24 protein-coding genes are annotated in these 24,116 nt (G+C 61.4%); 17 read left to right on the forward strand and 7 right to left on the reverse strand.

The genetic code is table 11. From position 1 onward, the window contains the following. Positions 1-81 precede the first annotated feature (81 nt). From PMI21_RS09025 to PMI21_RS09005, 5 genes are all read left to right on the forward strand, one after another. Complete coding sequence (locus tag PMI21_RS09025; protein ID WP_007939956.1) at positions 82-417, forward strand: ComEA family DNA-binding protein; 336 nt, start codon at positions 82-84, stop codon at positions 415-417. Positions 418-627: 210 nt separating this feature from the next. Next, complete coding sequence (locus tag PMI21_RS09020) at positions 628-1,422, forward strand: SDR family NAD(P)-dependent oxidoreductase (protein WP_007939957.1); 795 nt, start codon at positions 628-630, stop codon at positions 1,420-1,422. A 32-nt stretch (positions 1,423-1,454) separates the two neighbouring features. Next, the gene (gene fabF / locus PMI21_RS09015; RefSeq protein WP_007939958.1) at positions 1,455-2,729 is read left to right on the forward strand and encodes a beta-ketoacyl-ACP synthase II; all 1,275 of its coding nucleotides are present in this window, start codon (positions 1,455-1,457) and stop codon (positions 2,727-2,729) included. A 78-nt stretch (positions 2,730-2,807) separates the two neighbouring features. Then, complete coding sequence (locus tag PMI21_RS09010; protein ID WP_007939959.1) at positions 2,808-3,461, forward strand: GntR family transcriptional regulator; 654 nt, start codon at positions 2,808-2,810, stop codon at positions 3,459-3,461. A 15-nt stretch (positions 3,462-3,476) separates the two neighbouring features. Further along, on the forward strand, positions 3,477-4,328 hold the full coding sequence (locus PMI21_RS09005) for an urea carboxylase-associated family protein (RefSeq protein WP_007939961.1): 852 nt from the start codon (positions 3,477-3,479) through the stop codon (positions 4,326-4,328). Positions 4,329-4,373: 45 nt separating this feature from the next. On the opposite strand, the gene PMI21_RS29060 is transcribed toward PMI21_RS09005, so the two are convergent. Together PMI21_RS29060 and eat are read right to left on the reverse strand one after the other, a co-directional pair. Then, positions 4,374-4,541, reverse strand: a complete 168-nt coding sequence (locus tag PMI21_RS29060; protein WP_007939963.1) for a DUF2897 family protein — start codon at positions 4,539-4,541, stop codon at positions 4,374-4,376. A 144-nt stretch (positions 4,542-4,685) separates the two neighbouring features. Then, positions 4,686-6,050, reverse strand: coding sequence for an ethanolamine permease (gene eat, locus PMI21_RS09000; protein WP_007939964.1), 1,365 nt, complete (start codon positions 6,048-6,050; stop codon positions 4,686-4,688). A 315-nt stretch (positions 6,051-6,365) separates the two neighbouring features. Between eat and kdpF the strand changes: the two genes are divergently transcribed. The 6 genes from kdpF to PMI21_RS08975 all read left to right on the forward strand — a co-directional run bounded on the left by kdpF (position 6,366) and on the right by PMI21_RS08975 (position 14,371). After that, positions 6,366-6,455, forward strand: coding sequence for a K(+)-transporting ATPase subunit F (kdpF, locus tag PMI21_RS29065; RefSeq protein ID WP_007899818.1), 90 nt, complete (start codon positions 6,366-6,368; stop codon positions 6,453-6,455). Between the two features lie 8 nt (positions 6,456-6,463). Further along, complete coding sequence (gene kdpA, locus PMI21_RS08995) at positions 6,464-8,158, forward strand: potassium-transporting ATPase subunit KdpA (RefSeq protein ID WP_007939965.1); 1,695 nt, start codon at positions 6,464-6,466, stop codon at positions 8,156-8,158. 10 nt (positions 8,159-8,168) lie between these two features. Continuing rightward, positions 8,169-10,226 carry a potassium-transporting ATPase subunit KdpB gene (gene kdpB, locus PMI21_RS08990; RefSeq protein ID WP_007939966.1) on the forward strand — a complete coding sequence of 686 codons (2,058 nt, stop codon included), beginning with the start codon at positions 8,169-8,171 and terminating at the stop codon, positions 10,224-10,226. Positions 10,227-10,281: 55 nt separating this feature from the next. Beyond that, positions 10,282-10,827, forward strand: a complete 546-nt coding sequence (gene kdpC / locus PMI21_RS08985) for a potassium-transporting ATPase subunit KdpC (protein ID WP_007939967.1) — start codon at positions 10,282-10,284, stop codon at positions 10,825-10,827. A gap of 148 nt (positions 10,828-10,975) precedes the next feature. After that, the gene (locus PMI21_RS08980) at positions 10,976-13,627 is read left to right on the forward strand and encodes a sensor histidine kinase (protein WP_007939968.1); all 2,652 of its coding nucleotides are present in this window, start codon (positions 10,976-10,978) and stop codon (positions 13,625-13,627) included. A 48-nt stretch (positions 13,628-13,675) separates the two neighbouring features. Further along, entirely contained in the window at positions 13,676-14,371 is a 696-nt protein-coding gene (locus PMI21_RS08975) for a response regulator (RefSeq protein ID WP_007939969.1), read from the forward strand. A gap of 136 nt (positions 14,372-14,507) precedes the next feature. On the opposite strand, the gene PMI21_RS08970 is transcribed toward PMI21_RS08975, so the two are convergent. Beyond that, positions 14,508-15,557 carry a patatin-like phospholipase family protein gene (locus PMI21_RS08970; protein ID WP_007939971.1) on the reverse strand — a complete coding sequence of 350 codons (1,050 nt, stop codon included), beginning with the start codon at positions 15,555-15,557 and terminating at the stop codon, positions 14,508-14,510. A gap of 219 nt (positions 15,558-15,776) precedes the next feature. Between PMI21_RS08970 and PMI21_RS08965 the strand changes: the two genes are divergently transcribed. From PMI21_RS08965 to PMI21_RS08955, 3 genes are all read left to right on the forward strand, one after another. After that, positions 15,777-16,055, forward strand: a complete 279-nt coding sequence (locus PMI21_RS08965) for a hypothetical protein (protein WP_007939972.1) — start codon at positions 15,777-15,779, stop codon at positions 16,053-16,055. A gap of 46 nt (positions 16,056-16,101) precedes the next feature. Next, the gene (locus PMI21_RS08960) at positions 16,102-16,869 is read left to right on the forward strand and encodes a CHAD domain-containing protein (protein ID WP_007939973.1); all 768 of its coding nucleotides are present in this window, start codon (positions 16,102-16,104) and stop codon (positions 16,867-16,869) included. Between the two features lie 105 nt (positions 16,870-16,974). Then, entirely contained in the window at positions 16,975-17,772 is a 798-nt protein-coding gene (locus PMI21_RS08955; RefSeq protein ID WP_007939974.1) for an acyl-CoA thioesterase, read from the forward strand. Here the strand turns inward: PMI21_RS08955 and PMI21_RS08950 are convergent, their stop codons facing one another. The 3 genes from PMI21_RS08950 to PMI21_RS08940 form a co-directional block, all read right to left on the reverse strand. After that, a complete protein-coding gene (locus tag PMI21_RS08950; RefSeq protein WP_007939976.1) occupies positions 17,773-18,141 on the reverse strand; it encodes an Mpo1-like protein in 369 nt (122 codons plus the stop codon). Between the two features lie 156 nt (positions 18,142-18,297). Further along, positions 18,298-19,779, reverse strand: coding sequence for a methyl-accepting chemotaxis protein (locus tag PMI21_RS08945; RefSeq protein WP_007939977.1), 1,482 nt, complete (start codon positions 19,777-19,779; stop codon positions 18,298-18,300). A gap of 187 nt (positions 19,780-19,966) precedes the next feature. After that, positions 19,967-20,773 (reverse strand): TatD family hydrolase, encoded by an 807-nt coding sequence (locus PMI21_RS08940; RefSeq protein ID WP_007939978.1) that lies wholly within the window; start codon positions 20,771-20,773, stop codon positions 19,967-19,969. A 237-nt stretch (positions 20,774-21,010) separates the two neighbouring features. Here PMI21_RS08940 and PMI21_RS08935 point away from each other — a divergent pair, with 237 nt between their 5' ends. The 3 genes from PMI21_RS08935 to PMI21_RS08925 all read left to right on the forward strand — a co-directional run bounded on the left by PMI21_RS08935 (position 21,011) and on the right by PMI21_RS08925 (position 23,540). Next, positions 21,011-22,432, forward strand: a complete 1,422-nt coding sequence (locus tag PMI21_RS08935; RefSeq protein WP_007939979.1) for a transglycosylase SLT domain-containing protein — start codon at positions 21,011-21,013, stop codon at positions 22,430-22,432. A gap of 103 nt (positions 22,433-22,535) precedes the next feature. Next, positions 22,536-22,970 carry a DoxX family protein gene (locus PMI21_RS08930; protein WP_007939980.1) on the forward strand — a complete coding sequence of 145 codons (435 nt, stop codon included), beginning with the start codon at positions 22,536-22,538 and terminating at the stop codon, positions 22,968-22,970. A gap of 261 nt (positions 22,971-23,231) precedes the next feature. Further along, positions 23,232-23,540 (forward strand): hypothetical protein, encoded by a 309-nt coding sequence (locus tag PMI21_RS08925; protein WP_007939981.1) that lies wholly within the window; start codon positions 23,232-23,234, stop codon positions 23,538-23,540. A gap of 31 nt (positions 23,541-23,571) precedes the next feature. Here the strand turns inward: PMI21_RS08925 and greB are convergent, their stop codons facing one another. Continuing rightward, on the reverse strand, positions 23,572-24,069 hold the full coding sequence (gene greB / locus PMI21_RS08920; RefSeq protein ID WP_007939982.1) for a transcription elongation factor GreB: 498 nt from the start codon (positions 24,067-24,069) through the stop codon (positions 23,572-23,574). Positions 24,070-24,116 lie beyond the last annotated feature (47 nt).

Genomic DNA, 24,116 nt, shown 5'->3' on the forward strand with positions numbered 1-24,116 from the left:
ACAGCTCCATCACATCGCCTAAGTTTGGGAGGCAGCTTCGGAAAAGCTGCTTCTTCCAATCGATGTCATGGAGCTTCATTTATGCGTACTGGCTATTTCTACTCTCTGGTTTTTGCCCTGCTCACCAGCGCCTCTATTGCGGCCATCGCTGCGCCGACGGCTGCGCCAGAGGCTGCCAAGGCACCGTTGATGCTGGACGTTGCCGCCAAGGCGCAAACCGCCAAGGTCGATCTGAACGGGGCCGATGCGCCAACCCTGCAACGGGAGTTGTCCGGGATTGGTGAGGCGAAGGCCAAGGCGATTGTTGCTTATCGTGAGAGTAATGGGCCATTTTCGTCGGTAGACGAACTGCTGGAAGTGAAAGGGATCGGCAAAGCCATTCTGGACAAGAATCGCGAGAAGCTGGAAGTGAACTAAGCTTGTAAATCCACACCAGGAGGCCGGTCATTGACCGGCCTTTTTGCTTATTTTGCTGCAGAGGGCTATCCGGGGCCTTTCATCGGGATGCAAAAAATTACGGCTATCATATGCTGGTGAGATTATGCCTATAATAAATTCGTCATTCGCTGAAGCGCTTTGACGCTGAGGCGATCGCCTTCCCTTAAGCATCCTCCCAGGAGCACTGTCATGAATTCTGTCCAGACCCAAGGTACTGCCCTTGTCACCGGCGCTTCTTCCGGCATCGGTGCGGTTTACGCGCAACGGTTGGCAGCGCGTGGTTTTGATTTATTGCTGGTAGCCCGTGATCAGGAACGGCTGGAGGCTGCTGCGAGCAAATTGCGCGCGGAGCATGGTGTTCAGGTGGAGGTACTCAAGGCGGATCTGACGCAAAAGGACGATGTGCTGAAGATTGAGCAGCGTCTGCGCAGTGATTCGAGCATCAGTCTGTTGCTGAACAACGCCGGTATCGCGGCGGATGGTTTGCTCGCCAACGCCGACATGGATCAGCTGGAGCGTTTGATTCAGCTGAACGTCACCACGGTGACGCGGCTGGCCTCGGCGGCGGCAGCCAGTTTTGCCAAGGCTGGTCGCGGGACGATCATTAACATTGCGTCGGTGGTGGCGTTGTTTCCCGAGCGGTTCAACGCGACGTACAGCGCGAGCAAGGCTTATGTGTTGAGCCTGACTCAGTCGTTGAACGCCGAGCTGGAGGGCACCGGGGTCAAGGTCCAGGCGGTATTGCCGGGCGTAACACGCACCGAGATCTGGGAGCGCTCCGGAATCGATGCGACCCAGATTCCAGAGAGCATGGTCATGGAAGCGGGGGACATGGTCGACGCGGCGTTGTCAGGTTTGGATCAGGGTGAGCTGGTCACCATTCCTTCATTACCGAATGTCTCCGAGTGGGAGGCCTTTGTCGCGGCGCGTTATGTGATGGCGCCGAATCTGTCCAGAAGCACGGCCGCCGCACGTTACAAGTGAGGCCCCATGAATCGGCTTGAGGTATTTGCAGTATGAGTAATCGTCGAGTGGTGGTCACGGGCATGGGCCTGGTGTCTCCGTTGGGTAGCGGTGTTGAAGCGGTTTGGGCGCGTCTGTTGGCCGGGCGCTCCGGGTTGCGGACGTTGCCGGATGAGGTGGTTGCCGGTCTGTCGACCACGGTCGGTGGCGCGGTGCCGACGGTGGCGGAAGATGCCGAGGCGGGTTTTGACCCGGATCGGGCGACGCCGCCCAAAGAGCAGAAGAAGATGGACCGCTTCATTCTGTTCGCCATAGAGGCGGCGCGTCAGGCACTGGAACAGGCCGGTTGGCAAGCGCTGGACACCAATGCCCAGGAGCGCACGGCCACCATTATCGGCTCGGGCGTGGGTGGTTTCGGCGCGATTGCCGACGCGGTACGCACCACCGACAGCCGTGGCCCGCGGCGGTTATCGCCGTTCACCATTCCTTCGTTTCTGGTCAACCTCGCCGCAGGGCATGTGTCGATTCAGCATGGCTTCAAGGGGCCTTTGGGGGCTCCGGTAACAGCGTGCGCAGCCGGGGTTCAGGCGATTGGTGACGCGGCGCGGTTGATTCGCTGCGGCGAGGCGGACATTGCGGTGTGTGGCGGAGCAGAGGCAGCGATCGATCGCGTCAGCCTCGCCGGGTTCGCCGCGGCGCGGGCCTTGTCCAGCGGTTACAACGACACCCCGGAGCGCGCCTCGCGGCCGTTCGACAGTGGTCGCGATGGCTTTGTCATGGGCGAAGGCTCGGGCCTGCTGGTGATCGAATCCCTGGAGCATGCCCTGGCACGCGGTGCTCAGCCGTTGGCCGAGTTGGTCGGTTACGGCACCAGCGCCGATGCCTATCACCTGACCGCCGGGCCGGAGGATGGCAGCGGTGCGCGTCGGGCGATGGCGCTGGCGTTGGCTCAGGCGGGTATTTCGCCGGCACAGGTGCAGCATCTCAATGCTCACGCCACTTCGACACCGGTTGGCGATCTTGGGGAGTTGGCGGCCATCAAGTCGCTGTTCGGCTCGGACAACAAGATAGCGGTAACGTCGACCAAGTCCGCGACCGGGCATTTGCTCGGCGCCGCAGGCGGGATCGAGGCGATCTTTACGCTGCTGGCACTGCGCGATCAGGTGGTGCCGGCCACGCTCAACTTCGATAACCCGGATCCGGCGGCGCAAGGGGTGGACATCGTCCATGGCCAGGCACGGCCAATGACCATTGACTACGCGATGTCCAACGGCTTTGGATTTGGCGGGGTGAACGCCAGCGTGTTGTTCAAATACTGGGAGGACTAGTTCACGACAGGCAGGTGATGGCACGAATAGTGATTACTCATTCGCAGACGATTGTTGAACAATCACGAGGCGTTGAGTATGAGCAGCGGACTGTCCCTGGCCGATCACATCACATTGGAATTGCGCGCTGACATCATCGGCGGTCGTTTGCTGCCCGGCATGGCGCTGGTGGAAAACGATCTGGTGTCGGCCTACAACGCCTCGCGCAATACCATTCGCGAGGCGTTGCACCGTCTGGGGCAGGAAGGGCTGACCCGTTATGTCCGCAACAAGGGCGTGATGGTGCGCAGGCTGGGTGTCGATGATGTGCGCGATCTGTTCAAGGTTCGGCGCACCCTGGAACTGCAAGCCATCAGCGCCAGTCAGCCATTGCGTGAGTATCAGTCCGACCGGATGCTCGAAGCCCTGGAGGCCACCGAGCTGGCCCGGGAGCGTGAGGACTGGCGCGCAGTCGGCACCCACAGCCTGGCCTTTCATCAACACATCGTAGGGTTGCTGCGCAGTCCATTGTTCGACGAGTTCTTCACCAACGTCGTCGCGCAACTGCGCCTGGTGTTTTGCACCGCTCCCGATGAATCACGTTTTCAGGCGCCCTGGCTGGCGCGTGACCGGCAGATACATGACTTGCTGGCCGACGGCGACAAACGCGCGGCCGGCGACGCCATGAGCCTTTATCTCGACGACTCCGAACACCTCCTGTTGCAGATGCTTGCCCCTTCTTCCCATCACTGATCGAGGATTTGTGCCATGTACAAAGACTATCCGGCGGCCTATCAAGTCAGCAAAGGCTCGGCCTTGCAGGTGGACACAGCCTTTTATGAAAGGATTCGTGACCAGAAAGCGGGGCGCACGCTGATCGAGCAGTTCGAAGTGCCGATCCGCACCGGTCGCGCCTGGAATGTACCGGCCGGGCATGTGTTCAGGGTCACGACCCCGGTCGGCCCGCAAGTCGGGGATTTCAATGTGTGGAATGCCCACGATCCACGCGAGCGCTTGTGGGCGGCGCGGACCCGACAGTTGCAGGGTGCCCATGTCAGCACCCATGACCGGCTCTGGTCGAACCTGCCATTTCTACGGCCGCTGGTGACCATTACCGACGATAGCCTGGCTGGTTATGGCATCGACGAGCACGGCGGGCGTCTGCACGATTTGCTGGGAACGCGCTGCGATCCTTACGTGAACAAAATGCTTACCGGCGAAGACTTCCATCATCACTGCCACTCCAACCTGACTCGAGCCGTATTACCCCATGGCCTGACCGAGTTTGACGTGCATGACGTGCTGAACATTTTCCAGTGCACCGGCCTGAATCACGATGACCTGTATTTCATGAAAGCCTGCCCGGCGCAGAAGGGCGATTACCTGGAGTTCTTTGCCGAGATTGATCTGCTGTGTGCGCTATCGACCTGCCCGGGCGGCGATCTGTCGCTCGCCATGTGGGGGCCGGATGCGCAGGATCCGTTGAGCGTGTGTCGCCCGCTGGGAGTGGAGATTTACCGGTTGGAGGACTCGTTGCTTGAAGGCTGGAGCCAGCCGGAGCGTGCGGCTTACAAAGGGTTGCATGGCTTGCACATTGCCAAGGCGGCTTGGGAAAAGTGAAGGGGCTTTTGTGGCGAGGGGGCAATCCCCTCACCACAGTTTCGGTCAGCGGTCCTGCGCATCCTTGGCGTCCGCTTCAGCATTGCGTTCGGCGACGCGTTTACGTTGCTCATCGGTCAGTTCGACCTTGTTGGCGGTGTCACGCAGCAACAGCAAACCGCCAACGATCGAGCCGATGGCAACGATCAGAATCAACCAGGCATACCAGGGCATAGGCGTTCTCCTTGAGGGCAGGTCGGTGGGCGAGGGTTTCGCCAACCGATCGTGCATACCACTTTTGAGCGATCAATTTTCGCAGTGGTTCCATTCTATGCCTGATATGCCCTGGACGCCGTACATCCTTGGAGCAGCGACTGTTTAGAGCCCGGTCAACATCGCATCCGCCGGCGCATCGGCACGCAGTTGCGCCGTCAGCATGAAGTACACGAAACCCACCGCCATGAAGCCGAGGAAGATCAACCCGATCAAGGTGTTGAACCAGGCCATCGCCACCAGGCAAATCACCGCCAACACCAGCGCAATGAATGGCACCAACGGGTAGCAAGGCGCGCGAAAAGTGCGTTCCAGGTTCGGTTCGGTTTTGCGCAGTTTGAACAGGCTGAGCATGCTCATGATGTACATCACGATCGCTCCGAAAACAGCTATGGTGATCATCGCCGCCGTCAGCGTCATGCCGCCGAGGTTGATCAAACCGTCGCTGTAAATCGCCGCGATACCGATCACGCCACCGGCGATGATTGCCCGGTGCGGGGTCTGGAAGCGCGACAGTTTGGCCAGGGAGGCCGGCAGGTAACCGGCCCGGGCGAGGGCGAAGAACTGCCGCGAGTAGCCGAGGATGATCCCGTGGAAACTCGCCACCAGGCCGAACAGGCCGATCCACACCAGCATGTGCAACCAGCCGGAGCTTTCGCCGACCACGGCTTTCATCGCTTGCGGCAGCGGATCGTTGATGTTCGACAGGGTGCGCCAGTCGCCGACGCCGCCGGCAAAGAACATCACGCCCATGGCCAGCAGCACCAGCGTCAGGATGCCGCTGATGTAGGCCTTGGGAATCGTGCGCTTCGGGTCCTTGGCTTCTTCGGCGGCCATGGCCGCGCCTTCGATAGCCAGGAAGAACCAGATGGCAAACGGAATGGCCGCGAACATCCCGGCAATCGCCGGCGCACCGAACACATCGGAGCCGGCCCAGCCATTGAGCGCGAAGTTGCTGAAGCTGAACGCCGGGGCGACCACGCCCATGAATACCAGCAATTCGGCGACCGCCAATACGCAGACCACCAGTTCGAAGGTCGCGGCCAGTTTCACGCCGAGAATGTTCAGGCCCATGAACACGATATATGCCCCGACCGCCGCGTGTTTCGGGTCCAGGGCCGGAAACTGCACGTTCAAGTAGGCGCCGATCGCCAGGGCAATCGCTGGCGGCGCGAAGACGAATTCGATCAGGGTCGCCAACCCGGCAATCAATCCACCTTTCTCGCCAAAGGCACGGCGGCTGTAGGCAAAGGGACCGCCGGCATGGGGAATCGCGGTGGTCAGCTCGGTGAAACTGAAGATGAAGCAGGTGTACATCGTTGCGACCATGAATGAGGTCACCAGAAAGCCCAGCGTACCAGCCACGCCCCAGCCGTAACTCCAGCCGAAGTACTCACCGGAAATCACCAGCCCGACCGCGATTCCCCACAGGTGCAGCGTGCCCAGCGTGGGTTTGAGTTGTGTGTTCATGTGTTGCTCCCTGAACGGTTTGGAAAGCTCAGGGGAGGGCGTGTGCAGCGGGCGTGCCAGTATTGTGATGGCGGTCGTAAAGCGCGAAAAGGTGTCGTATCGGGGATGTTCGCTGCTATATGAGTATCTTTTGTGCGCCAGTTGGGGGCGTTGTTGGCTGTTCCGCCGCCTTCGCGGGCAAGCCTGTAACCCGGCATAAACCCACTCTTTACGCATTCTTTATGCCCCGCCACACCCCTCGATCTCGCGCCTTTACAGCCTCCCTGCCGACAATCACTCCACACGCGGCAATACGCCGTAACACGGAGAACTTCCATGAGCGTTCTGGACGGAGTGTCACTGCTATTGGCAGTGGGGCTGTTCATTTATCTGTTGGTTGCGCTGTTGCGCGCGGACCGGAACTAGGAGCGGCTATGCACAGTTATGACTATTGGCTGATTCTCGCCTTCTTCGCTGTGGTGCTGATTCCGGCACCGTTTCTGGGGCGCTTCTACTACAAGGTGATGGAAGGGCAGCGCACCTGGCTTTCGCCGATCCTCGGCCCGGTGGAGCGTGGCTGCTATCGGGTGGCCGGGGTCGATCCGCAGGCCGAACAGAGCTGGCAGAAATACACCCTGGCCTTGCTCGCCTTCAACCTCGCGGGCTTTTTGCTGTTGTTCGCGATCCTGTTGTTCCAGGACCACTTGCCGCTGAACCCGCAAAACCTGCCGGGCCAGGAGTGGACGCAAGCGTTCAATACCGCTGTCAGCTTCATGACCAATACCAACTGGCAGTCCTACAGTGGCGAAGCATCCCTGAGCTACTTGAGCCAGATGGTCGGCCTCACCGTGCAGAACTTCGTCAGCGCCGCCACCGGGCTGGCGGTGCTGGTCGCCCTTTGCCGCGGCATCGGTCGCAAGTCCACCAAGACGCTCGGCAACTTCTGGGTCGACATGACCCGCGCCACCCTCTATGGCCTGTTGCCGTTGTGCCTGCTGCTGGCGCTGTATCTGGTGTGGCAGGGTGTGCCGCAAACCTTCGCGCAGTATGTGAGTGCCGTGACGATGCAGGGCGTCGATCAGGTGATTCCACTCGGCCCGGCCGCCAGCCAGATTGCGATCAAGCAACTTGGCACCAACGGCGGTGGCTTCTTCGGCGTCAACTCAGCGCATCCGTTCGAGAACCCGACGGCATGGAGCAACCTGTTTGAAGTCGCCTCGATCATTCTGATCCCGGTGGCGCTGGTGTTCACCTTCGGCCATTACGTGAAAGACCTGCGTCAGAGCCGCGCGATCATCGCCTGCATGCTGGCGCTGTTTTTGATCGGCGGCGCGACGTCGCTGTGGGCTGAATACCAACCCAATCCAACCCTGGCCAACGTCGCCGTCGAACAGACCGCGCCGCTGGAAGGCAAGGAGGCGCGTTTCGGCACCACCGCCACCGTGCTGTGGTCGGTGACCACCACCGCGGCGTCGAACGGTTCGGTCAACGCCATGCACGACAGCCTCAACCCGCTGACCGGCATGGTCGCGATGGTCAACATGATGGTCGGCGAAGTGATCTTCGGCGGCGTCGGCGCCGGGCTCTACGGCATGTTGCTCAACGTGCTGATCGCGGTGTTTCTCGCCGGCCTGATGATCGGCCGCACGCCGGAATACCTCGGCAAAAAACTGCAAGCCCGGGAAGTTCAGCTGCTGGTGGTGACCTTGCTGGTGATGCCGGTGGGTGTGTTGGTGCTCGGCGCAATTGCCGCCAGCCTGCCAGGCCCGGTGGCGGCGGTGAGCAACCCCGGTGCTCACGGTTTCAGCCAGTTGCTCTACGCCTACACCTCGGCCAGTGCCAACAACGGTTCTGCGTTTGGCGGCTTCGGTGCCAACACCGCGTTCCACAACCTGATGCTGGGCCTGGGCATGTTGATCGGGCGCTTCGGTTACATCCTGCCGGTGCTGGCCTTGGCCGGCAGCCTCGCGATGAAGAAAACCGCGCCGATCGGCCAGAACAGCTTCCCGACCCATGGCCCGCTGTTCGTAACCCTGTTGACCGTGACCATCTTGCTGGTGGGTGGTTTGACCTTCCTGCCAACCCTGGCGCTGGGTCCGATTGCTGAACACTTGAGCATGGCCTTCTAAGGAGTCGATGATGAATATGCCCGCAACGAAAGCCGCCGTCGTCAAGGCGCCGGAACAAACGAAAACCGCGATCTCGGCCCTCTGGCGGCCGGCGCTGGTGCAAGCTTTCGTCAAGCTCGACCCACGGCAATTGCAGCGTGCGCCGGTGATGCTGGTGGTGGAACTGACCGCCATCCTCACCACCGTGCTGTGTTTCATTCCCGACAGCGCCGTGCCGACCTTCGTCGCCGCGCAAATCGCGTTGTGGCTATGGTTCACCGTGCTGTTCGCCAACTTCGCCGAAGCGTTGGCCGAAGGTCGCGGCAAGGCCCGCGCCGACAGCCTCAAGGCCGGCAGCATTGGTTTGAGCGCCCGGCGCAAAAGCGCCAATGGCAGCTTTCAGGTAGTGCCCGCCAGTAGCCTGCGCAAGGGCGATGTGGTGCGCGTCGAAGCCGGGGAGATGATTCCCGGTGACGGCGAGGTGATCGAAGGCATCGCAGCGGTCAACGAAGCGGCGATTACCGGTGAATCGGCGCCGGTGATTCGCGAGTCCGGTGGCGACCGTTCGGCCGTCACTGGCAACACTCGACTGGTGTCGGACTGGCTGCTGGTGCGTATCACCGCCAACCCCGGTGAGTCGACCCTGGATCGCATGATCGCGCTGGTCGAAGGCGCCAAACGCCAGAAAACTCCGAACGAAGTCGCGCTGGATATCCTGCTGATCGGCCTGACCCTGATCTTCCTGTTGGTGGTGGTGACCCTGCAACCGTTCGCCCACTTCGCCAACGGTAACCTGCCGCTGGTGTTTCTGGTGGCGTTATTGGTCACGCTGATTCCGACCACCATTGGTGGCTTGCTGTCGGCCATCGGTATTGCCGGGATGGATCGCCTGGTGCGCCTGAACGTGATCGCCAAATCTGGTCGCGCCGTGGAAGCGGCGGGGGACGTGCACGTCCTGTTGCTGGACAAGACCGGCACCATCACCTTCGGCAACCGTCGCTGCAGCGCGGTTTATGCCGCACCAGGCGTCAGCGCCAAAGAACTGGCCGAGGGCGCGTTGTTTGCCTCGCTGGCCGATGACACGGCTGAAGGTAAATCCATCGTCGACTACCTGCGCGGTCTTCACTCGCAACCCGAGCCGTCCCCCGAGGCGCTGAGCGCCGTCCCGTTCAGCGCTGAAACCCGCCTGTCCGGTGTCGACTATCAGGGCCGGGTCTATCGCAAAGGCGCGGTGGATTCGCTGCTGACCTTTGTCGGGCTGAAACGCGCTGATCTGGCTCCCGCCCTGTCCCGGGAAATCGACAAGATCGCCCAGAGTGGCGGCACGCCGTTACTGGTGTGCGCCGACGGTAAATTGCTCGGTGTCATCCACCTCAAGGACGTGGTCAAGCCCGGCATCCGCGAGCGTTTCGCCGAGCTGCGCAAACTGGGGATTCGCACGGTCATGGTCACCGGCGACAACCCGCTGACTGCCGCCGCGATTGCTGCTGAAGCAGGCGTGGATGACGTGCTGGCCGAAGCCACGCCGGAGAAAAAACTGGCGCGCATTCGCCATGAGCAGAACGACGGTCGGCTGGTCGCCATGTGCGGCGACGGCGCCAACGACGCCCCGGCCCTGGCCCAGGCGGACGTCGGCATGGCGATGAACGACGGCACGCAAGCGGCGCGGGAGGCGGCGAACATGGTCGACCTCGACAGCGACCCGACCAAGCTGTTGGACGTGGTGCAAATCGGCAAGGAATTGCTGGTGACTCGTGGTGCGCTGACCACCTTTTCCATCGCCAACGACGTGGCCAAGTACTTCGCGATCCTGCCGGCGCTGTTCGCCTCGATCTACCCGCAATTGGGTGTGCTCAACGTCATGCACTTGAGCAGTCCGCAGAGCGCGATTCTCTCGGCGATCGTATTCAACGCCCTGATCATTGTGGTGCTGATCCCACTGGCGCTGCGCGGTGTGCGGGTACAAGCGGCGAGTGCGGCGGCGCTGCTGCGGCGCAATCTGCTGATCTATGGACTGGGCGGGATTGTGGTGCCGTTCGTGGGCATCAAGGTGATCGACATGCTGTTGACGGCGTTGAGCTTGGTTTGACTCTGCATGGCGGTGTGTCAGACACACCGCCTTCTCTGAATTCGAGGATTTTGAAATGTCCACACTGATACGTCCGGCCCTGAGCCTGCTGGTGCTGATGACTCTGATCACCGGCGTCGCCTACCCCTTGGTAGTGACCGGCGTTGCCCAGGTTGCCTTCCCGGACCAGGCCAATGGCAGCCTGGTGCGCGATGCCGACGGCAAGGTCCGCGGCTCGTCGCTGATTGCCCAGGATTTCGTCGGCGATGCGTGGTTCCACCCACGGCCATCGGCCGGTGCCTTTGCCACCGTGTCGAGCAGCGCCAGCAACCTCTCGCCCAGCAATCCGGCGCTCGCCACTCGGGTGATCGACGAGGCCAATAAACTGCAAGTGCCCGGTCAGGGGCCGGTGCCATTGGCCTTGCTGACCACCTCCGGCAGCGGTCTGGATCCGCACTTGCCACCGGCCGCAATTGCCTATCAACTGGCGCGTGTCGCGGCGGCGCGCAATCTGCCGGTGTCTACGCTTGAGCAACTGCTGGACGCGCACACCGAGCAACCGTTGGTGGGGCCGCCGGTGGTGAATGTGCTTGAGTTGAATGCGGCGCTGGAAAAGCTGTAAAGGTTAGACGGTTGGAAGGATCGTTCCCACGCTCTGCGTGGGAACGCATCTATGGACGCTCTGCGTCCGCTTCGGCTGGGGCGCGGAGCGCCCCGGGCTGCATTCCCACGCAGAGCGTGGGAACGATCAATTAGAGAGAACTTCAAGCATGAGTGACTCCGGCCGCGCCGATGCGCTGTTAGCAGACCTGCCCCGCGATGGCCGTGGCCGGCTCAAGGTGTTCCTTGGCGCCGCCCCGGGCGTCGGCAAGACCTACGCCATGCTGCAAGCCGCCCACACTCAACTGCGCCAGGGCGTGAAAGTCCTGGCCGGGGTGGTTGAAACCCACGGTCGCGCGGAAACCGAAGCACTGCTTGCCGGTTTACCGCAGCAGCCGTTGGTGCGCTCGGAATACCGTGGCGTAATGCTCGAAGAAATGGACCTTGACGGCTTGCTCGCCGCCAAGCCGAAACTGGTGCTGGTCGATGAACTGGCCCACAGCAATGCCCCCGGCAGCCGTCACACCAAACGCTGGCAAGACATCCAGGAATTGCTGGCCGCCGGCATCGACGTGTTCACCACGGTCAACGTCCAGCATCTGGAAAGCCTCAACGATCAGGTGCGCGGCATCACCGGCGTACAGGTGCGCGAAACCCTGCCGGATTGGGTGTTGCAAGAAGCCTACGAACTGCTGCTGATCGACCTGCCACCGCGCGAGCTGCTGGAGCGACTGCGCGATGGCAAAGTCTACGTGCCGGAGCAGGCCCGGGCGGCCATCGATGCGTTCTTCACCCAGACCAACCTCACCGCTCTGCGCGAACTGGCGATGCAAACCGCGGCCGCTCAGGTGGATGACGATCTGGCGCAGGGGTATCGCCAGTTGGGGCAAGCGGCGCCAGCGGTGCGCGGTCGCTTGCTGGTGGGCGTCGATGGCGATGCGCAGGCCGAGCGTCTGGTGCGTCACGCCAGTCGCGTCGCCCAGCGGCGGCATTTGCCGTGGAGCCTGGTGCATGTGGACAACGGCCGGGTGCGTGACGAGCAGTCGCGCATGCGTCTGCAAAACGCTCAGCAACTGGCTGAACGTCTCGGTGGCGAAGTGGTGTTGCTGCGTGCCGGTGAGGTGGCGAAAACCTTGATTCAGCACGCCGCTGAACGTCGTGCCAGCCTGGTGCTGGTGGGCCAGTCACGCCAGTGTTTGCGTCGGCGCTTGTTCGGTGGCGGTCTGGCGTCGCGTTTGCTGCGTGATGCTCGCGGCTTGGAAATCAACGTGCTCGACAGCGATCACGAACAGCATCAGCCACGTCAGCGTTCGGCGCAGTCATTGGTGTGGTTCGACTACGCCTTGGCGCTGGTGGCGACGGTGCTCGCCAGTGCCCTGGCCTGGGCGGTGTCGAGCGTCTTGCCGTTGCCCAACATTTCGTTGGTGTTCCTTGCGGCGGTATTGCTGGTGGCGGTGCGCAGCAGCCTTGGCCCGGCGCTGGCCTGTGCGGCGCTGTCGTTTCTGACCTATGACTTTCTGTTCATTCCACCAAATTTCTCATTTGCCATCCAGCGCGAAGAAGACGTGCTGACCTTGCTGTTCTTCCTGCTGATGGCGGCCCTCACCGGCAACCTTGCGGCGCTGCAACGACGACAATTACAAGCCTTGCGTGACACTCAGGAAGAGACCAGCGAACTGCTCGACCTGTCGCGCAAACTCACCGCCGCCACCGACCGTCAGGCCGTGGTCAGCGCCGCGGCCCAGCATCTCAACGGCTGGAACGACCTGAAACTGTGCCTGCTCAATCGCGATGGCCAGAGCGGCTGGAAAGTCGAAACCGGTGGGCCGCTGGAGTTTTCCGAAGCCGAGCGCGCCGCCGCCGATTGGGCCTGGCAACACGATCAACCGGCAGGAGCGGGCACCGGTACCTTGCCGTTCGGACGCTGGTGGTGGTGGCCGTTGTCGGTGGACGACGGGCCGCTGGCATTGCTCGGCGTGTGTGCCAAGGAAGGCCAGACCCTGAGCGGCCAGCGTCGGCGTTTGCTGACCGCATTGAGCCAACCGCTGGCCCAGGCGTTGGCCCGGGCACAACTGGCCGATGACCTTGAGGCCGCGCGCTTGCATGGCGAAACCGAACAGTTGCGCAGCGCGCTGCTGGCGTCGGTGTCCCACGATTTGCGCACACCGCTGACCTCCATGCGCGGCAGCATCGACAGCCTGCTGGCACTGGGCGAGGCGATTCCGCTTGCGGACCGCCGCGAACTGCTCGAAGGCACCCGTGATGAAGCCGAACGGCTGGATCGCTACATCCAAAACCTGCTGGACATGACCCGCCTCGGCCACGGCGCCCTGAAGCTGGCGCGGGACTGGGTATCGTCGGCAGACATCGTCGGCAGTTCGCTCAATCGTCTGCGCGCGGTGCTGGCGTCGTTGCACGTCATTACCGAAGTGCCGGCCGAGCTGCCGCTGCTCTATGTTCATGCCGCGTTGATCGAGCAAGCACTGGTCAATGTGCTGGAAAACGCCGCGCGTTTCTCACCACCCCACGGACGTCTTGAATTGCGCGCCGGCGCCACTGACAACGAGCTGTTTTTTTCGGTGAGCGATGAGGGGCCGGGGATTCCGGAAGAGGAACGGGCGAAGGTTTTCGACATGTTCTACACCGCTGCTCGTGGCGATCGTGGCGGGCAGGGCACCGGGTTGGGGCTGGCGATCTGTCAGGGCATGGTCGGTGCCCATGGCGGGCGGATCAGCGTCGCCGACGGCATCGAAGGGCGCGGCACCTGCATCACGCTGCACTTGCCGTTGCAGACTCAGCCGGGATTGGACAGTGAAGCCTGATCTCGCCTGCGCTACTCTCTTGCCACCTCTTTGTGTTGATGTGAATTCATGAGCCAGACCGCGACCATTTTGGTCATCGACGACGAGCCGCAGATCCGCAAGTTCCTGCGCATCAGCCTCGCCTCCCAAGGCTACAAAGTGCTGGAGGCCGGCACCGGCACGGAAGGCCTGGCCCAGGCCGCATTGAACAAGCCCGACCTGTTGGTGCTCGATCTCGGCCTGCCGGACATGGACGGCCAGCAGGTGCTGCGCGAGTTTCGCGAGTGGTCGACGGTACCGGTGCTGGTGCTCTCGGTGCGCGCTAGCGAAGGGCAGAAAGTCCAGGCGCTGGATGGCGGCGCCAACGACTACGTGACCAAGCCGTTCGGCATTCAGGAGTTTCTCGCCAGGGTACGCGCCTTGCTGCGTCAGGCACCAACGGGTGAGGCCCAGGAAGCGGCGCTCAGTTTCGGTCCGCTCACCGTCGACCTGGCTTATCGCCGGGTGCTATTGGACGGCGCCGAAGTGGCGCTGACGCGTAAGGAATACGCGGTGCTGGCGCAATTGGCGCGGCACCCGGGACGGGTCATCACCCAGCAGCAATTGCTCAAGGACATCTGGGGGCCGACTCATACCGAGGACAGTCACTATCTGCGGATAGTGGTCGGGCACTTGCGGCAGAAACTGGCGGATGATCCGACTCAGCCGCGGTTCATCGTCACCGAGGCGGGGGTGGGGTATCGGTTGATTGAATCGTTGAGTTAGGTGGTGTCTGCTTGATCGTTCCCACGCTCTGCGTGGGAATGCCGCCCTGGACGCTCTGCGTCCGCCGTTAAAAAGTGACGCGGAGCGTCACCGGATGCATTCCCACGCGGAGCGTGGGAACGATCGTCAGTACGCTTTACCGCCAATCCTCATTCCGCTCATTCTCATACCGATCCAGCGTATCGCGCGCAATCTCGCGCCCCAGCGCGATCAACTCCGGCGCCTTGTAGAACTCGAAAAAACGGCACACCCGCTTGGGCACGTTGATCAGGATATCCGGTGGATACCCGGCAATCTTGTACTGCGCCAATGAGGTTTGCATCACCTCGAAACTCTGGTTGATCAGGTCCAGCAAAGATGCCGGCCCGACGTTGTCGATGATGAACGACCCGGTAGCGGATTTCGGTGCGCCGTTGCTTTCCGGGGCGGCGGCCGGTTGCTGGGCTTGAGGCTCAGGGGATTCGATCCACGGGTTGATCTCGGCCGCCTCTGCCATTAGCGCTTCCTTTTCCAGCAGCAGCAATTGCTCCGCCTGTTTGCGGCGGAAGGGCAGTTTCGAGCCCAGCGAGTTGATCAGGCTGTCGAAGCGGGTCTTGAATGCCGCCGGGCGCTGGATCACCGGCAGTTGATAGTGACGCTGGTTGGTGGAGTTGAGGTTGACCGCGATGATCAGGTCGCAATGGCTCGACACCACCGGCACGATCGGCAACGGGTTGAGGATGCCGCCGTCCACCAGCATGCGATTGCCTTGCATCACGGGGGTGAACAGGCTGGGGATTGCCGCCGAGGCACGCATGGCCTGGTGCAGGCAGCCTTCCTGGAACCAGATTTCCTGCTGGTTGGTCAGGTCCGTGGCCACGGCCGTGTAGGGGATGCGCAGGTCTTCGATATTGATCTCGCCGACGATCTTGCGGATCTGCCCGAAGACCTTCTCCCCGCGAATCGCGCCCAGGCGGAAGCTGACGTCCACCAGGCGCAACACGTCGAGGTAATCCAGGCTCTCGATCCAGTCGCGATAATCATCGAGTTTGCCGGCGGCATAGATCCCGCCGACCACCGCGCCCATGGAGCAACCGGCGATGCAGGCAATGTCGTAGCCACGCCGTTCGATCTCTTCAATGACGCCGATATGGGCGTAGCCCCGGGCGCCGCCCGAGCCCAACACCAGTGCGACACGCTTTTTCATGAATCGACCTCTCTGACAAGGTTCAACAATGCACCCATCGAGGGGCACGCTTCAATCGCTATGGTCGTTCGACGGGAGAGGGCGTCGTTTTTTGACACTCAAGTAAGGCGAGTGGGTATCCTCGCGAGCGCTATAGTTTCCACTGCGGGTCCAAGGCACTTTTCACGCGCCAGAGCGGTCTTACCTGCACGACTGTCTACTATCTTTGAGGTGTGAGTAATGAAAGCCTGGATTTGTGTGCCTTTGATTGCGTTGGCGCTTGCCGGTTGTGCCGGTAAAACCGCTTACCGTGACAGCTGCGGTAGCCAGCTCGACGCCGCCTGGCACGAACTGGATCTGGCCAAGGCCGAGGGTTTCGCCGGGACTGTCAGCTACTCCAAGGCGCTGTCGTTGTTGACCGGTGCCAAGACCCAGCAACAATTCGAAGCGTTCGAGGGTTGCGCCAGGAAGGCCGAGAAGGCGCGCTTCTACATTCGTGAGTCCCGCGCCGGCCGTTGAGGCATGATGGAGCGTACTCAGGGTAATTCGATTCAGGGAGTACGCGATGTCTGCCGTGGTTGATCGGTTGGTGGCTCAAGTATTGGGCCTGGAAGTCCGTTTGCTGGCCTGTCAGGCACGCTTGAGTGCCCGCACCGATCCGGAAGCGCTGCACGATCTGCGTACCTCCGTGCGCCGATTGCGCAGCCTGCTGCGGCCCTTGCGTGGTTTGCCCGGGGTCGAACAGCTGGAAGCAGCGTCGTCCCGGGTCGGCCAACTGACCACGCCGTTGCGTGATCGTGAAGTGCTGGCGGCGTACTTGCTCCAGCACAATCAACCCGAGGCCGCGCACCGGCGCATGGCGCAGATGGCTGAGGCTTATCCAGCCGTGGCGATGAGCCCGGAGCTGACGCAGTTGCTGATGATCCTCGACGCCTTTCCGCGTTTTCTGCGGGCTTCCCAGCGCCAGGGTTTACTCAAGGGCTTGCGCCAGCGCATCGAAAAACGCCTGGCCAAACAATGGAAGAAACTCGACCAGGCCCTGCACGATCCCGCCCATGACCGCCATCGTCTGCGCCTGCTGATCAAGCGTGCGCGTTATGGCATCGAAGCTTATCCCGAACTGGATCGTTTGCCGGAAGCGGCCATGCCCAGGCTGAAATCGGCTCAGGCTGCCTTGGGCGATTGGCACGACAGCTGGCAATGGCTGGCCCGCGCCAAGGAAGAGTCCGATTTGCAGCCATGTGTCGCGGTCTGGGAAACCACCATGGCCCAGGCCGAAGCGCGCGCCGACCGCGTCCTCGACAAACTCAGCGCCGCCTGCTTCAAATCCTGAACCCATCCGGCCTATCTGTCGGGCTCTTTGGCCGGAATAAGCGCTGTGCCGGCCTTGCCGGCTGGTTAAGATCGCTCCATCCATTTCCCAGTCTCTGAGGTTCCCATGCGCTTTTCCGATCTGCTCGACGCTGTTCGCAGCCAGCCGCAGGAAGTGTCTATTCCGCCCGAATGGGGCCAGGGACGGGCGAGTTTTGGTGGTCTGATAGCTGCCTTGCAATACGAAGCCATGCGCGCAAAAGTCCCGGCGGATCGTCCGGTACGCTCGCTGGCAATCACCTTTGTCGGCCCGGTCGAACCCGATGTGCCGGTCAGTTTTGAAGTCGACGTATTGCGCGAAGGCAAAGCCGTCAGCCAGGTGCTGGGCCGGGCGATGCAGAAGGGGCAAGTGGTGACGTTGGTCCAGGGCAGCTTCGGCGCTTCGCGACCTTCCGAAGTGGTGGTCACGGCCAACCCGGCTCCCGAGATGAAGCACTGGGACGATTGTCAGGAACTGCCGTACATCAAAGGCGTGACTCCGGAATTCATGCGTTACCTGGCCATGCGCTGGAGTGTCGGTGGCATGCCGTTCACCGGTAACAAATCGCGGGACATGGGTGGTTGGGTGCGCCTGCGTGGGGATGGGGAGGGCGAGGCGGTCAGCGAAGCCCATATCCTGGCGCTGGTCGATGCCTGGCCGCCGTCCTTGTTGTCGCATCTGAAGAAACCGGCGGCAGGCAGCACGCTCACCTGGACTATCGAATTCGTCCAGCCGTTGCTGGCGTTGAGCACGCTGGACTGGTGCAAGTACCTGGTGGACATCGAGCATGCCGCTGACGGCTACGGACACGCCGCCGCCAATCTGTGGAGCGAAGACGGTCAGTTGATCGCCATGAGTCGGCAGACCGTCACGATTTTCGCCTGATCAGCGACGGCGACGGTGGCGCTCATGCCAGGCGCGCCACCAGCCGCCACTGAAGAAAAATCGGGGGAAGGTCAGGAACTGCTCGACCAGCAAGCGTGATACCGCGTCTTTGCGATTACTGAACGGCTCGGAGGCTTGCGCCTCCAGGCTATGACCGTGGCGCTGCAGGCCCAGGGCGGCAATCAGGCCGATAACGCCAATCGCGAAGCTCGCCAGATCCAGGCTGAACACCCCCGAGACCATCAGCAAAAACGCCACGATGAACAGCGGCACGGCAATCAGGTGCAACACCAGATTGGTCGGGTGCTGGTGATTGTGCGGGTACAGGCGCCATTGCCAGGCGGGAAGGTTGGGGTGACGTTTGCCCATGATGCTTATCCTTGGTTCGTTGAGGCTCATGAACAAAGAATAGGTCGGGCGAAAGCCGTCGGCGAATCAAGGCTGGCTATCGGCGCGATAGGTGTAATGGTCAGGATCGATGTTGCTCGGTCTGACGCCATCGCGGGCTTGCCCGCGATGGGGCCGTCACAGTTTCAGTTGCCCGATAGCCTTGCTCAATTCCCCGGCCAACATCGCCAATTCATTGCTGGTAATCGCCGAGTTCACGGTCTGCTTCACGGTGTTCTCGGTCACGTCGCGAATGCTCACCACCGCTCGATTCATCTCCTCCGCCACATGACTCTGCTGCTCGGCCGCCACCGCGATCTGCGTATTGCTTTCACGCATCTGCGCCACCGCACCGGTGATTTCGGCCAGGGCCACACTGGCTTCCTGGGCCTGTTGCATGCAGTCGTCCGCCTTGTATGAACTTTCCTGCATGAAATCCACCGCGTCCCGAGTCCCGGCCTGCAGTGCTGAAACCATGGTGGTGATCTCGTCGGTGGACGTCTGGACCCGTTTGGCCAGGTTGCGCACTTCATCGGCGACCACCGCAAACCCTCGGCCCATTTCACCGGCCCGGGCCGCTTCGATGGCCGCGTTCAGGGCCAGCAGGTTGGTTTGTTCAGCGATGCTGTGAATCACACTGACCACGCCGTTGATCTTCTGGCTGTCCTCGGCCAGGCGCTGAATCATCTCGGCCGTTTGCTGCACGCCGGTGGACAATCCGCCAATCGATTTCTGTACCCGAGCCACCACTTCCTGACCGCTGCCGGCCAGGGTGTCGGCTGTTTGCGAGAGGTCGCGGGTGGCGCCGGCGTGTTGGGCGATGTGATGGACCGTGGCGGTCATTTCGTTGATCGCCGTGGCGGCCTGATCGGTTTCACTTTGCTGGCCGAGCATGCCGTGGCGCACCTCATTCATGCTGGTAGCCAGCCGCGCGGCGCCGACGTCCAGTTGCCGGGCGGTGCTGGCGACAGTGTTGACCACCCGCTGGTAGCCGGCCTGCATGGCATTGAAGGCATTGGCCATCTGCCCGACTTCGTCCTTACAGGCCAGTGGCACACGGGCCGACAGATCACCGCTTTTCTCGACGTGGAGCATCACGTCTTTCAAGGTGTTGAGCTGGCTGAGCAGGAAGCGGATCAACAGTTGCGACGCGCCGAGCATCGCCAGCATCAGGATGAACACCGCTACCGCGTAGTGAGTGAAGCGCTCGCCGAACACCTGGCTCAGGCTCGGGCCGTAGGCAACAACCGCGACCTGTTGACCGTCGGGACGAGTGAACACCTCGGCACCCATCAACGGATTTTCCCCGAACAGCGGCATGGCATTGATCTCGACCCACCCGAGGGTATCGGTCAGTTCCAGAAGCGGTTGCCCGTTCAGTAAAGGCGCCTGCCCACGATTGAAGGTCAGCAGGTTGTCGGCCTTGGGCAGCGGCTGCCCGACAGGCCAGGCGTTGAGCAATCGTGCCTGGACCTGGGCCGAGACTTGGGCGGCGTGACTGCGGGCCTGCTGTTCGAGTTGCACGGCATACAGCACCAGCAACAGGGTGGTGACAAAGGCGACGGCGTTGACCGCCCAGAATTTGTATTTCAGCGAGATATTGCTAAGCCAGGCACCCATGGAGGTCTTCTCTGATAGCGGAAACAGTTTTGGCAAGGTGCCAGCATTGTGCTGCTACTCAGGGGGACTGAGTTTGATGTGGGTCAACAGATTATGTGCTGCATGAAAAAAATCGCAGCCTGCGGCAGCTCCTACGCCGATCGCGGTCCTCTGTAGGAGCTGCCGAAGGCTGCGATCTTTTCAGGCATCACGCGAACTCAGGCAAGCCAAAGAACTGCCGCGCACTGGCGGTGCTGTGGGCGGCGAGATCTTCCATGCTTTCCCCACGATGCAACGCCACTTCACGTAACACTTCAGTCAGATACGCCGGCTCGTTGCGACCGTTCTTCGGCTTGGGGCGCAAGCTGCGGGGCAGAAGATACGGCGCGTCGCTCTCCAGCATCAAGCGCCCGCGTTTGATCTCCTTGACCAACGGATGCAGGTGCGTGCCCCGGCGTTCGTCGCAGATCCAGCCAGTGATGCCGATGTGCAAGTCCAGATCGAGATAGCTGAACAGCGCCTTCTTTTCACCGGTGAAGCAGTGCACCACGGCAGCCGGCAACCGGTCGCGGTAATCACGCAGTATCTCCAGCAGTCGTTGACTGGCGTCGCGCTCATGCAGGAACACCGGCAGTTGCAGTTCGACCGCCATCGCCAGATGTTCTTCGAGGACTTTTTCCTGTTGCGGGCGGGGCGAGAAATCACGATTGAAATCGAGGCCGCATTCACCCACGGCCACCACGTTCGGCTCCTTGAGCAAACTGCGCAGACGCTGGGCGCTGTCGGCGTTCCAGTCGCTGGCCGAGTGCGGGTGAATGCCGGCCGTGGCGAACAGTCGTTGAGCGCTTTCGTCCAGTTGCCGGCACAGTTCCAGTGCCTGTTCGCTGCCCTCGACGCTGGTCCCGGTAAGCACCAGTTGGCAGACTCCGGCAGCGTAGGCACGGTCGAGTACAGCCTGGTGTTTGTCGGCAAAACTGGGGTTGGTCAGGTTGACGCCGATATCGATGAGTTGCATGGTGCTACCTCGGACCAAAGGCCGGAAAGCATATCAGAGCTGTAGATTTATAAGAAAAGCCAAGAACTACAACGAGTTAAAGCTGTCTGTTGAGGCCGCGAGGCAGGTCGGGGTTGGTAGCTTTGCCATCACTGTGCCACTCTCTCGCACTTTATCAGCGCTTCAAGCGCTCTGTTTCTGTTGCCCGATGTCATGAAATCACTCATGAGGTTGGCCAGTATTCTTTCCGGAGAGTGGATGACACGTCCCTCGGTTTTGTTACTGCTGTGTTGTTCGTTGCTGCTGCCGATGCCGGCGGTTGCGCGTCTGGCCGGGCCGTTGCAAGCCGTACCGGCAGCCAAGGTCCGCGACCTGGCGGAGATTCGCAGTAGCCGTGTGCTGCGGGTGCTGGTCAACCAGAGCCGCAACAGCTCCGGCGAAGTTCAGGGCCAGGCCATTGGCGTCGAATACCACCGCCTGCGGGCTTTCGAGCAATACCTTAATGGCCACGCCCGTGACGGCCAGGAAATCACCCTCAAGATCATTCCCAAAGCCAAGGATCAACTGCTCGGCGCGTTGCAACGCGGGGAGGGGGATCTGGTCGCGCCGGGGGAATTGCTTGATCCGCAATCGGGCCACGCGGTCAGCACCAGTGAACCGATTGCCAGCAACGTGCCGTTGCTGCTGGTAGGGATCAAAGGCGAACGACGTTACACCCACCTCGAACAACTCTCGGGTAAAACCCTCGCGCTGCCCACCGGCAGTGCTGCCGGGGATGCGGTCAGCCAGATCAATCAGAAGCTCGCGCTGCATAAACTGCCCCCGGTGAAGATCGAGTGGGTCGACCCAAGCCTGGCCGTCGAGGACGTGTTGGAAATGGTCCAGGGCGGGATCTTCCATCTGACCATCGTCGAGCAACCGATCGCCGAGCGCTGGGGCAAGATCCTGCCCAAGTTGCGCTTCGATCGACAGGTCCTCATCAGCGAGCCGGGCGAGGAATACTGGTTCGTGCGCCGCGACGCTTCAATGTTGCGGGCGAGCATCGACCGCTTCCTGACCACCTACAAGCAACCGTCGGACCAGGATGCGGCGTTCCTGCGGATCTACCGGCGCCTGTATCAAGTGCACTATCCCTTGGCCAAGGCCGATCGTCAGCGTCTGGAAAAACTTCGACCGGTGCTGCAAAAACACGCGCAAGCCCAGGGCATGGACTGGCTGAACCTGGCCGCGCTGGCCTTCAAGGAATCGGCGTTGCAACCCACCGCCAGAAATGGCAGTGGCCCCACTGGCCTGATGCAAATAACACCCTCCGCCGCCCAACGGGTTGGCGTCAGTGACATTCAGAATCTCGATGCCAATGTGCAGGCCGGCGCCAAGTACCTGGCGATGATCCGCCGCAAGTTTTTTGCCAGCCCCAAACTCAACGAGCGTGAGCGCATGGCGTTCGTGCTGGCGGCCTACAACATGGGACCGGAGCGGGTCCAGGGCATGCGCGCCGAGGCTCGGCGGCGCGGCCTGAATCCTAATCAGTGGTTTTTCCAGGTTGAGCGCATCGCCATGGAGCAGGTGGGAATGGGGGCTGTCAGCTATGTTAATAGCGTGAACAAGTATTACCTGGCGTTCGATCGGGAGCGGGAGTCGTTGGAGCCCCAGGGGCAGAAAGTGGTTACATGGAAATGATCGACTAAGCTGATAGTTATGGTGGGTTTTTTGCGCTTTTAGTATGTGTTTTATTGATTAATATAGCGACCAACCAACACACACTCACGATGGATGACACAACATGAGCACACTGATCAACAAGGTACTGTCCACCCGCGCCGGCTACGGTCTGACAATTCTGCGGATTTTCGTCGGCATCATCTTCGCGGCCCACGGCTCACAGAAACTCTTCGGGGCATTCGGCGGTTATGGCATTGCCGGCACCGCACAGTACATGGAAAGCATTGGATTGGCGCCCGGTCACCTGATGGCGATCCTGGCCGGTGGTACCGAATTCTTCGCCGGTCTGGCGCTGATCATCGGCCTGCTGGTACGTCCGGCGGCATTGGGGCTGACCTTCCTCTCGCTGGTCGCGATTTTCTCGGTGCACATCAGCAACGGTCTGTTCATGGCAAACAACGGTTATGAATTCGCCCTGGCCTTGCTCGGCGGCAGCCTCGCGGTGCTGATCGAAGGCGCAGGCAAGCTCTCGGTCGACCGCGCCATCGCCGACTGACCGCTCTGGCTCAACGGAAAGGCCCGCACAGTGTGATGCACTGTGCGGGCCTTTTTTTGTTGCTGGTGATTCTTGACACTGTCCGGTCAGCTTCTCTAGGATGCTGCTCATGCGCCGATTTAAACAGCTACTTGCGGGGCGCCAGGCGACTCATTCAGTTGCCGATAGAAGCTTGAAACAGGCTTCGAAATACCGCTAAAGCGCTGGTTCGGTGTTGCCTCTCACCTGCCATGCAGACTTTTGAGGCAGAGACACGACACAATGAATGCATTGAACCCCGTTGTACGCCCCGCGCCGATCACGGCACATCTCACCCAGCGCAATCCAAAAATCCTGCTTGGCGGTAAACATCAGCCGACGCTGTTGCGTTACCTCGATGGCTGGCCACGTCGCACCGGCGGTCCGGCAGCATTCCTGATCCAGTTTGTCGAAGATGGCGAGTCGCTGGAGCGCTTCGCGACTGACAGTTTCGATCTGGCGGTGATTCAGGCGCCCAGCGCCGAGGACGCGCCTGAAGTGATCAGGCAACTGACCCGCGTCGCGCGCCAAGGGCTGATTGCCCGCTGCTGAGGCTCTGGGCGCTGGCTCAGAGCGCCGCGGCTCAAAAATAGTCGATCGCCACGATATACACGCACTGTTCACCGGTTGGCGTCTGCACGCGAACTTCGGCATCCAGTGCCTTGCCGATCAAGGCGCGGGCCAGCGGTGAATCGATGCTGATCAGGCCTTGTTTCAAGTCCAGCTCATCCGGCCCGACGATGCGATAGCGTGACTCTTTGCCATCCTCGTCTTCGATCGTGACCCAGGCACCGAAATAAACCTTGTTAGGGTCGCTGGGTTTTTCGCTGACCACCTTGAGGGCTTCCAGCCGCTTGGTGAGGAAGCGCACGCGGCTGTCGATCTCGCGCAGCATTTTTTTGCCGTAGGTGTATTCGGCGTTTTCCGAGCGATCACCCTGGGCCGCCGCCTCGCTGACCGATTGCGTCACTTGCGGTCGGCGCACATGCCACAGTTCATGAAACTCGGCGCGCATCCGCGCTTCACCTTCGGGGGTGATTAGCGCGGTACCGGCGGTGCGGGGAGGGCGATAACGGCTCATGGCGACTTCTTGTGGTTAAGTTCTTGAATCAGGTTTTTAAACAAGTG

The sequence above is a fragment of the Pseudomonas sp. GM18 genome (genome assembly GCF_000282195.1).
GTDB lineage: Bacteria > Pseudomonadota > Gammaproteobacteria > Pseudomonadales > Pseudomonadaceae > Aquipseudomonas.

Coding starts and splice junctions, on each gene's coding strand:
- PMI21_RS09025 (WP_007939956.1), top strand. CDS start 82: ATGCGTACTGGCTATTTCTACTCTCTGGTTTTTGCCCTGCTCACCAGC.
- PMI21_RS09020 (WP_007939957.1), top strand. CDS start 628: ATGAATTCTGTCCAGACCCAAGGTACTGCCCTTGTCACCGGCGCTTCT.
- fabF (WP_007939958.1), top strand. CDS start 1,455: ATGAGTAATCGTCGAGTGGTGGTCACGGGCATGGGCCTGGTGTCTCCG.
- PMI21_RS09010 (WP_007939959.1), top strand. CDS start 2,808: ATGAGCAGCGGACTGTCCCTGGCCGATCACATCACATTGGAATTGCGC.
- PMI21_RS09005 (WP_007939961.1), top strand. CDS start 3,477: ATGTACAAAGACTATCCGGCGGCCTATCAAGTCAGCAAAGGCTCGGCC.
- PMI21_RS29060 (WP_007939963.1), bottom strand. CDS start 4,541: ATGCCCTGGTATGCCTGGTTGATTCTGATCGTTGCCATCGGCTCGATC.
- eat (WP_007939964.1), bottom strand. CDS start 6,050: ATGAACACACAACTCAAACCCACGCTGGGCACGCTGCACCTGTGGGGA.
- kdpF (WP_007899818.1), top strand. CDS start 6,366: ATGAGCGTTCTGGACGGAGTGTCACTGCTATTGGCAGTGGGGCTGTTC.
- kdpA (WP_007939965.1), top strand. CDS start 6,464: ATGCACAGTTATGACTATTGGCTGATTCTCGCCTTCTTCGCTGTGGTG.
- kdpB (WP_007939966.1), top strand. CDS start 8,169: ATGAATATGCCCGCAACGAAAGCCGCCGTCGTCAAGGCGCCGGAACAA.
- kdpC (WP_007939967.1), top strand. CDS start 10,282: ATGTCCACACTGATACGTCCGGCCCTGAGCCTGCTGGTGCTGATGACT.
- PMI21_RS08980 (WP_007939968.1), top strand. CDS start 10,976: ATGAGTGACTCCGGCCGCGCCGATGCGCTGTTAGCAGACCTGCCCCGC.
- PMI21_RS08975 (WP_007939969.1), top strand. CDS start 13,676: ATGAGCCAGACCGCGACCATTTTGGTCATCGACGACGAGCCGCAGATC.
- PMI21_RS08970 (WP_007939971.1), bottom strand. CDS start 15,557: ATGAAAAAGCGTGTCGCACTGGTGTTGGGCTCGGGCGGCGCCCGGGGC.
- PMI21_RS08965 (WP_007939972.1), top strand. CDS start 15,777: ATGAAAGCCTGGATTTGTGTGCCTTTGATTGCGTTGGCGCTTGCCGGT.
- PMI21_RS08960 (WP_007939973.1), top strand. CDS start 16,102: ATGTCTGCCGTGGTTGATCGGTTGGTGGCTCAAGTATTGGGCCTGGAA.
- PMI21_RS08955 (WP_007939974.1), top strand. CDS start 16,975: ATGCGCTTTTCCGATCTGCTCGACGCTGTTCGCAGCCAGCCGCAGGAA.
- PMI21_RS08950 (WP_007939976.1), bottom strand. CDS start 18,141: ATGGGCAAACGTCACCCCAACCTTCCCGCCTGGCAATGGCGCCTGTAC.
- PMI21_RS08945 (WP_007939977.1), bottom strand. CDS start 19,779: ATGGGTGCCTGGCTTAGCAATATCTCGCTGAAATACAAATTCTGGGCG.
- PMI21_RS08940 (WP_007939978.1), bottom strand. CDS start 20,773: ATGCAACTCATCGATATCGGCGTCAACCTGACCAACCCCAGTTTTGCC.
- PMI21_RS08935 (WP_007939979.1), top strand. CDS start 21,011: ATGACACGTCCCTCGGTTTTGTTACTGCTGTGTTGTTCGTTGCTGCTG.
- PMI21_RS08930 (WP_007939980.1), top strand. CDS start 22,536: ATGAGCACACTGATCAACAAGGTACTGTCCACCCGCGCCGGCTACGGT.
- PMI21_RS08925 (WP_007939981.1), top strand. CDS start 23,232: ATGAATGCATTGAACCCCGTTGTACGCCCCGCGCCGATCACGGCACAT.
- greB (WP_007939982.1), bottom strand. CDS start 24,069: ATGAGCCGTTATCGCCCTCCCCGCACCGCCGGTACCGCGCTAATCACC.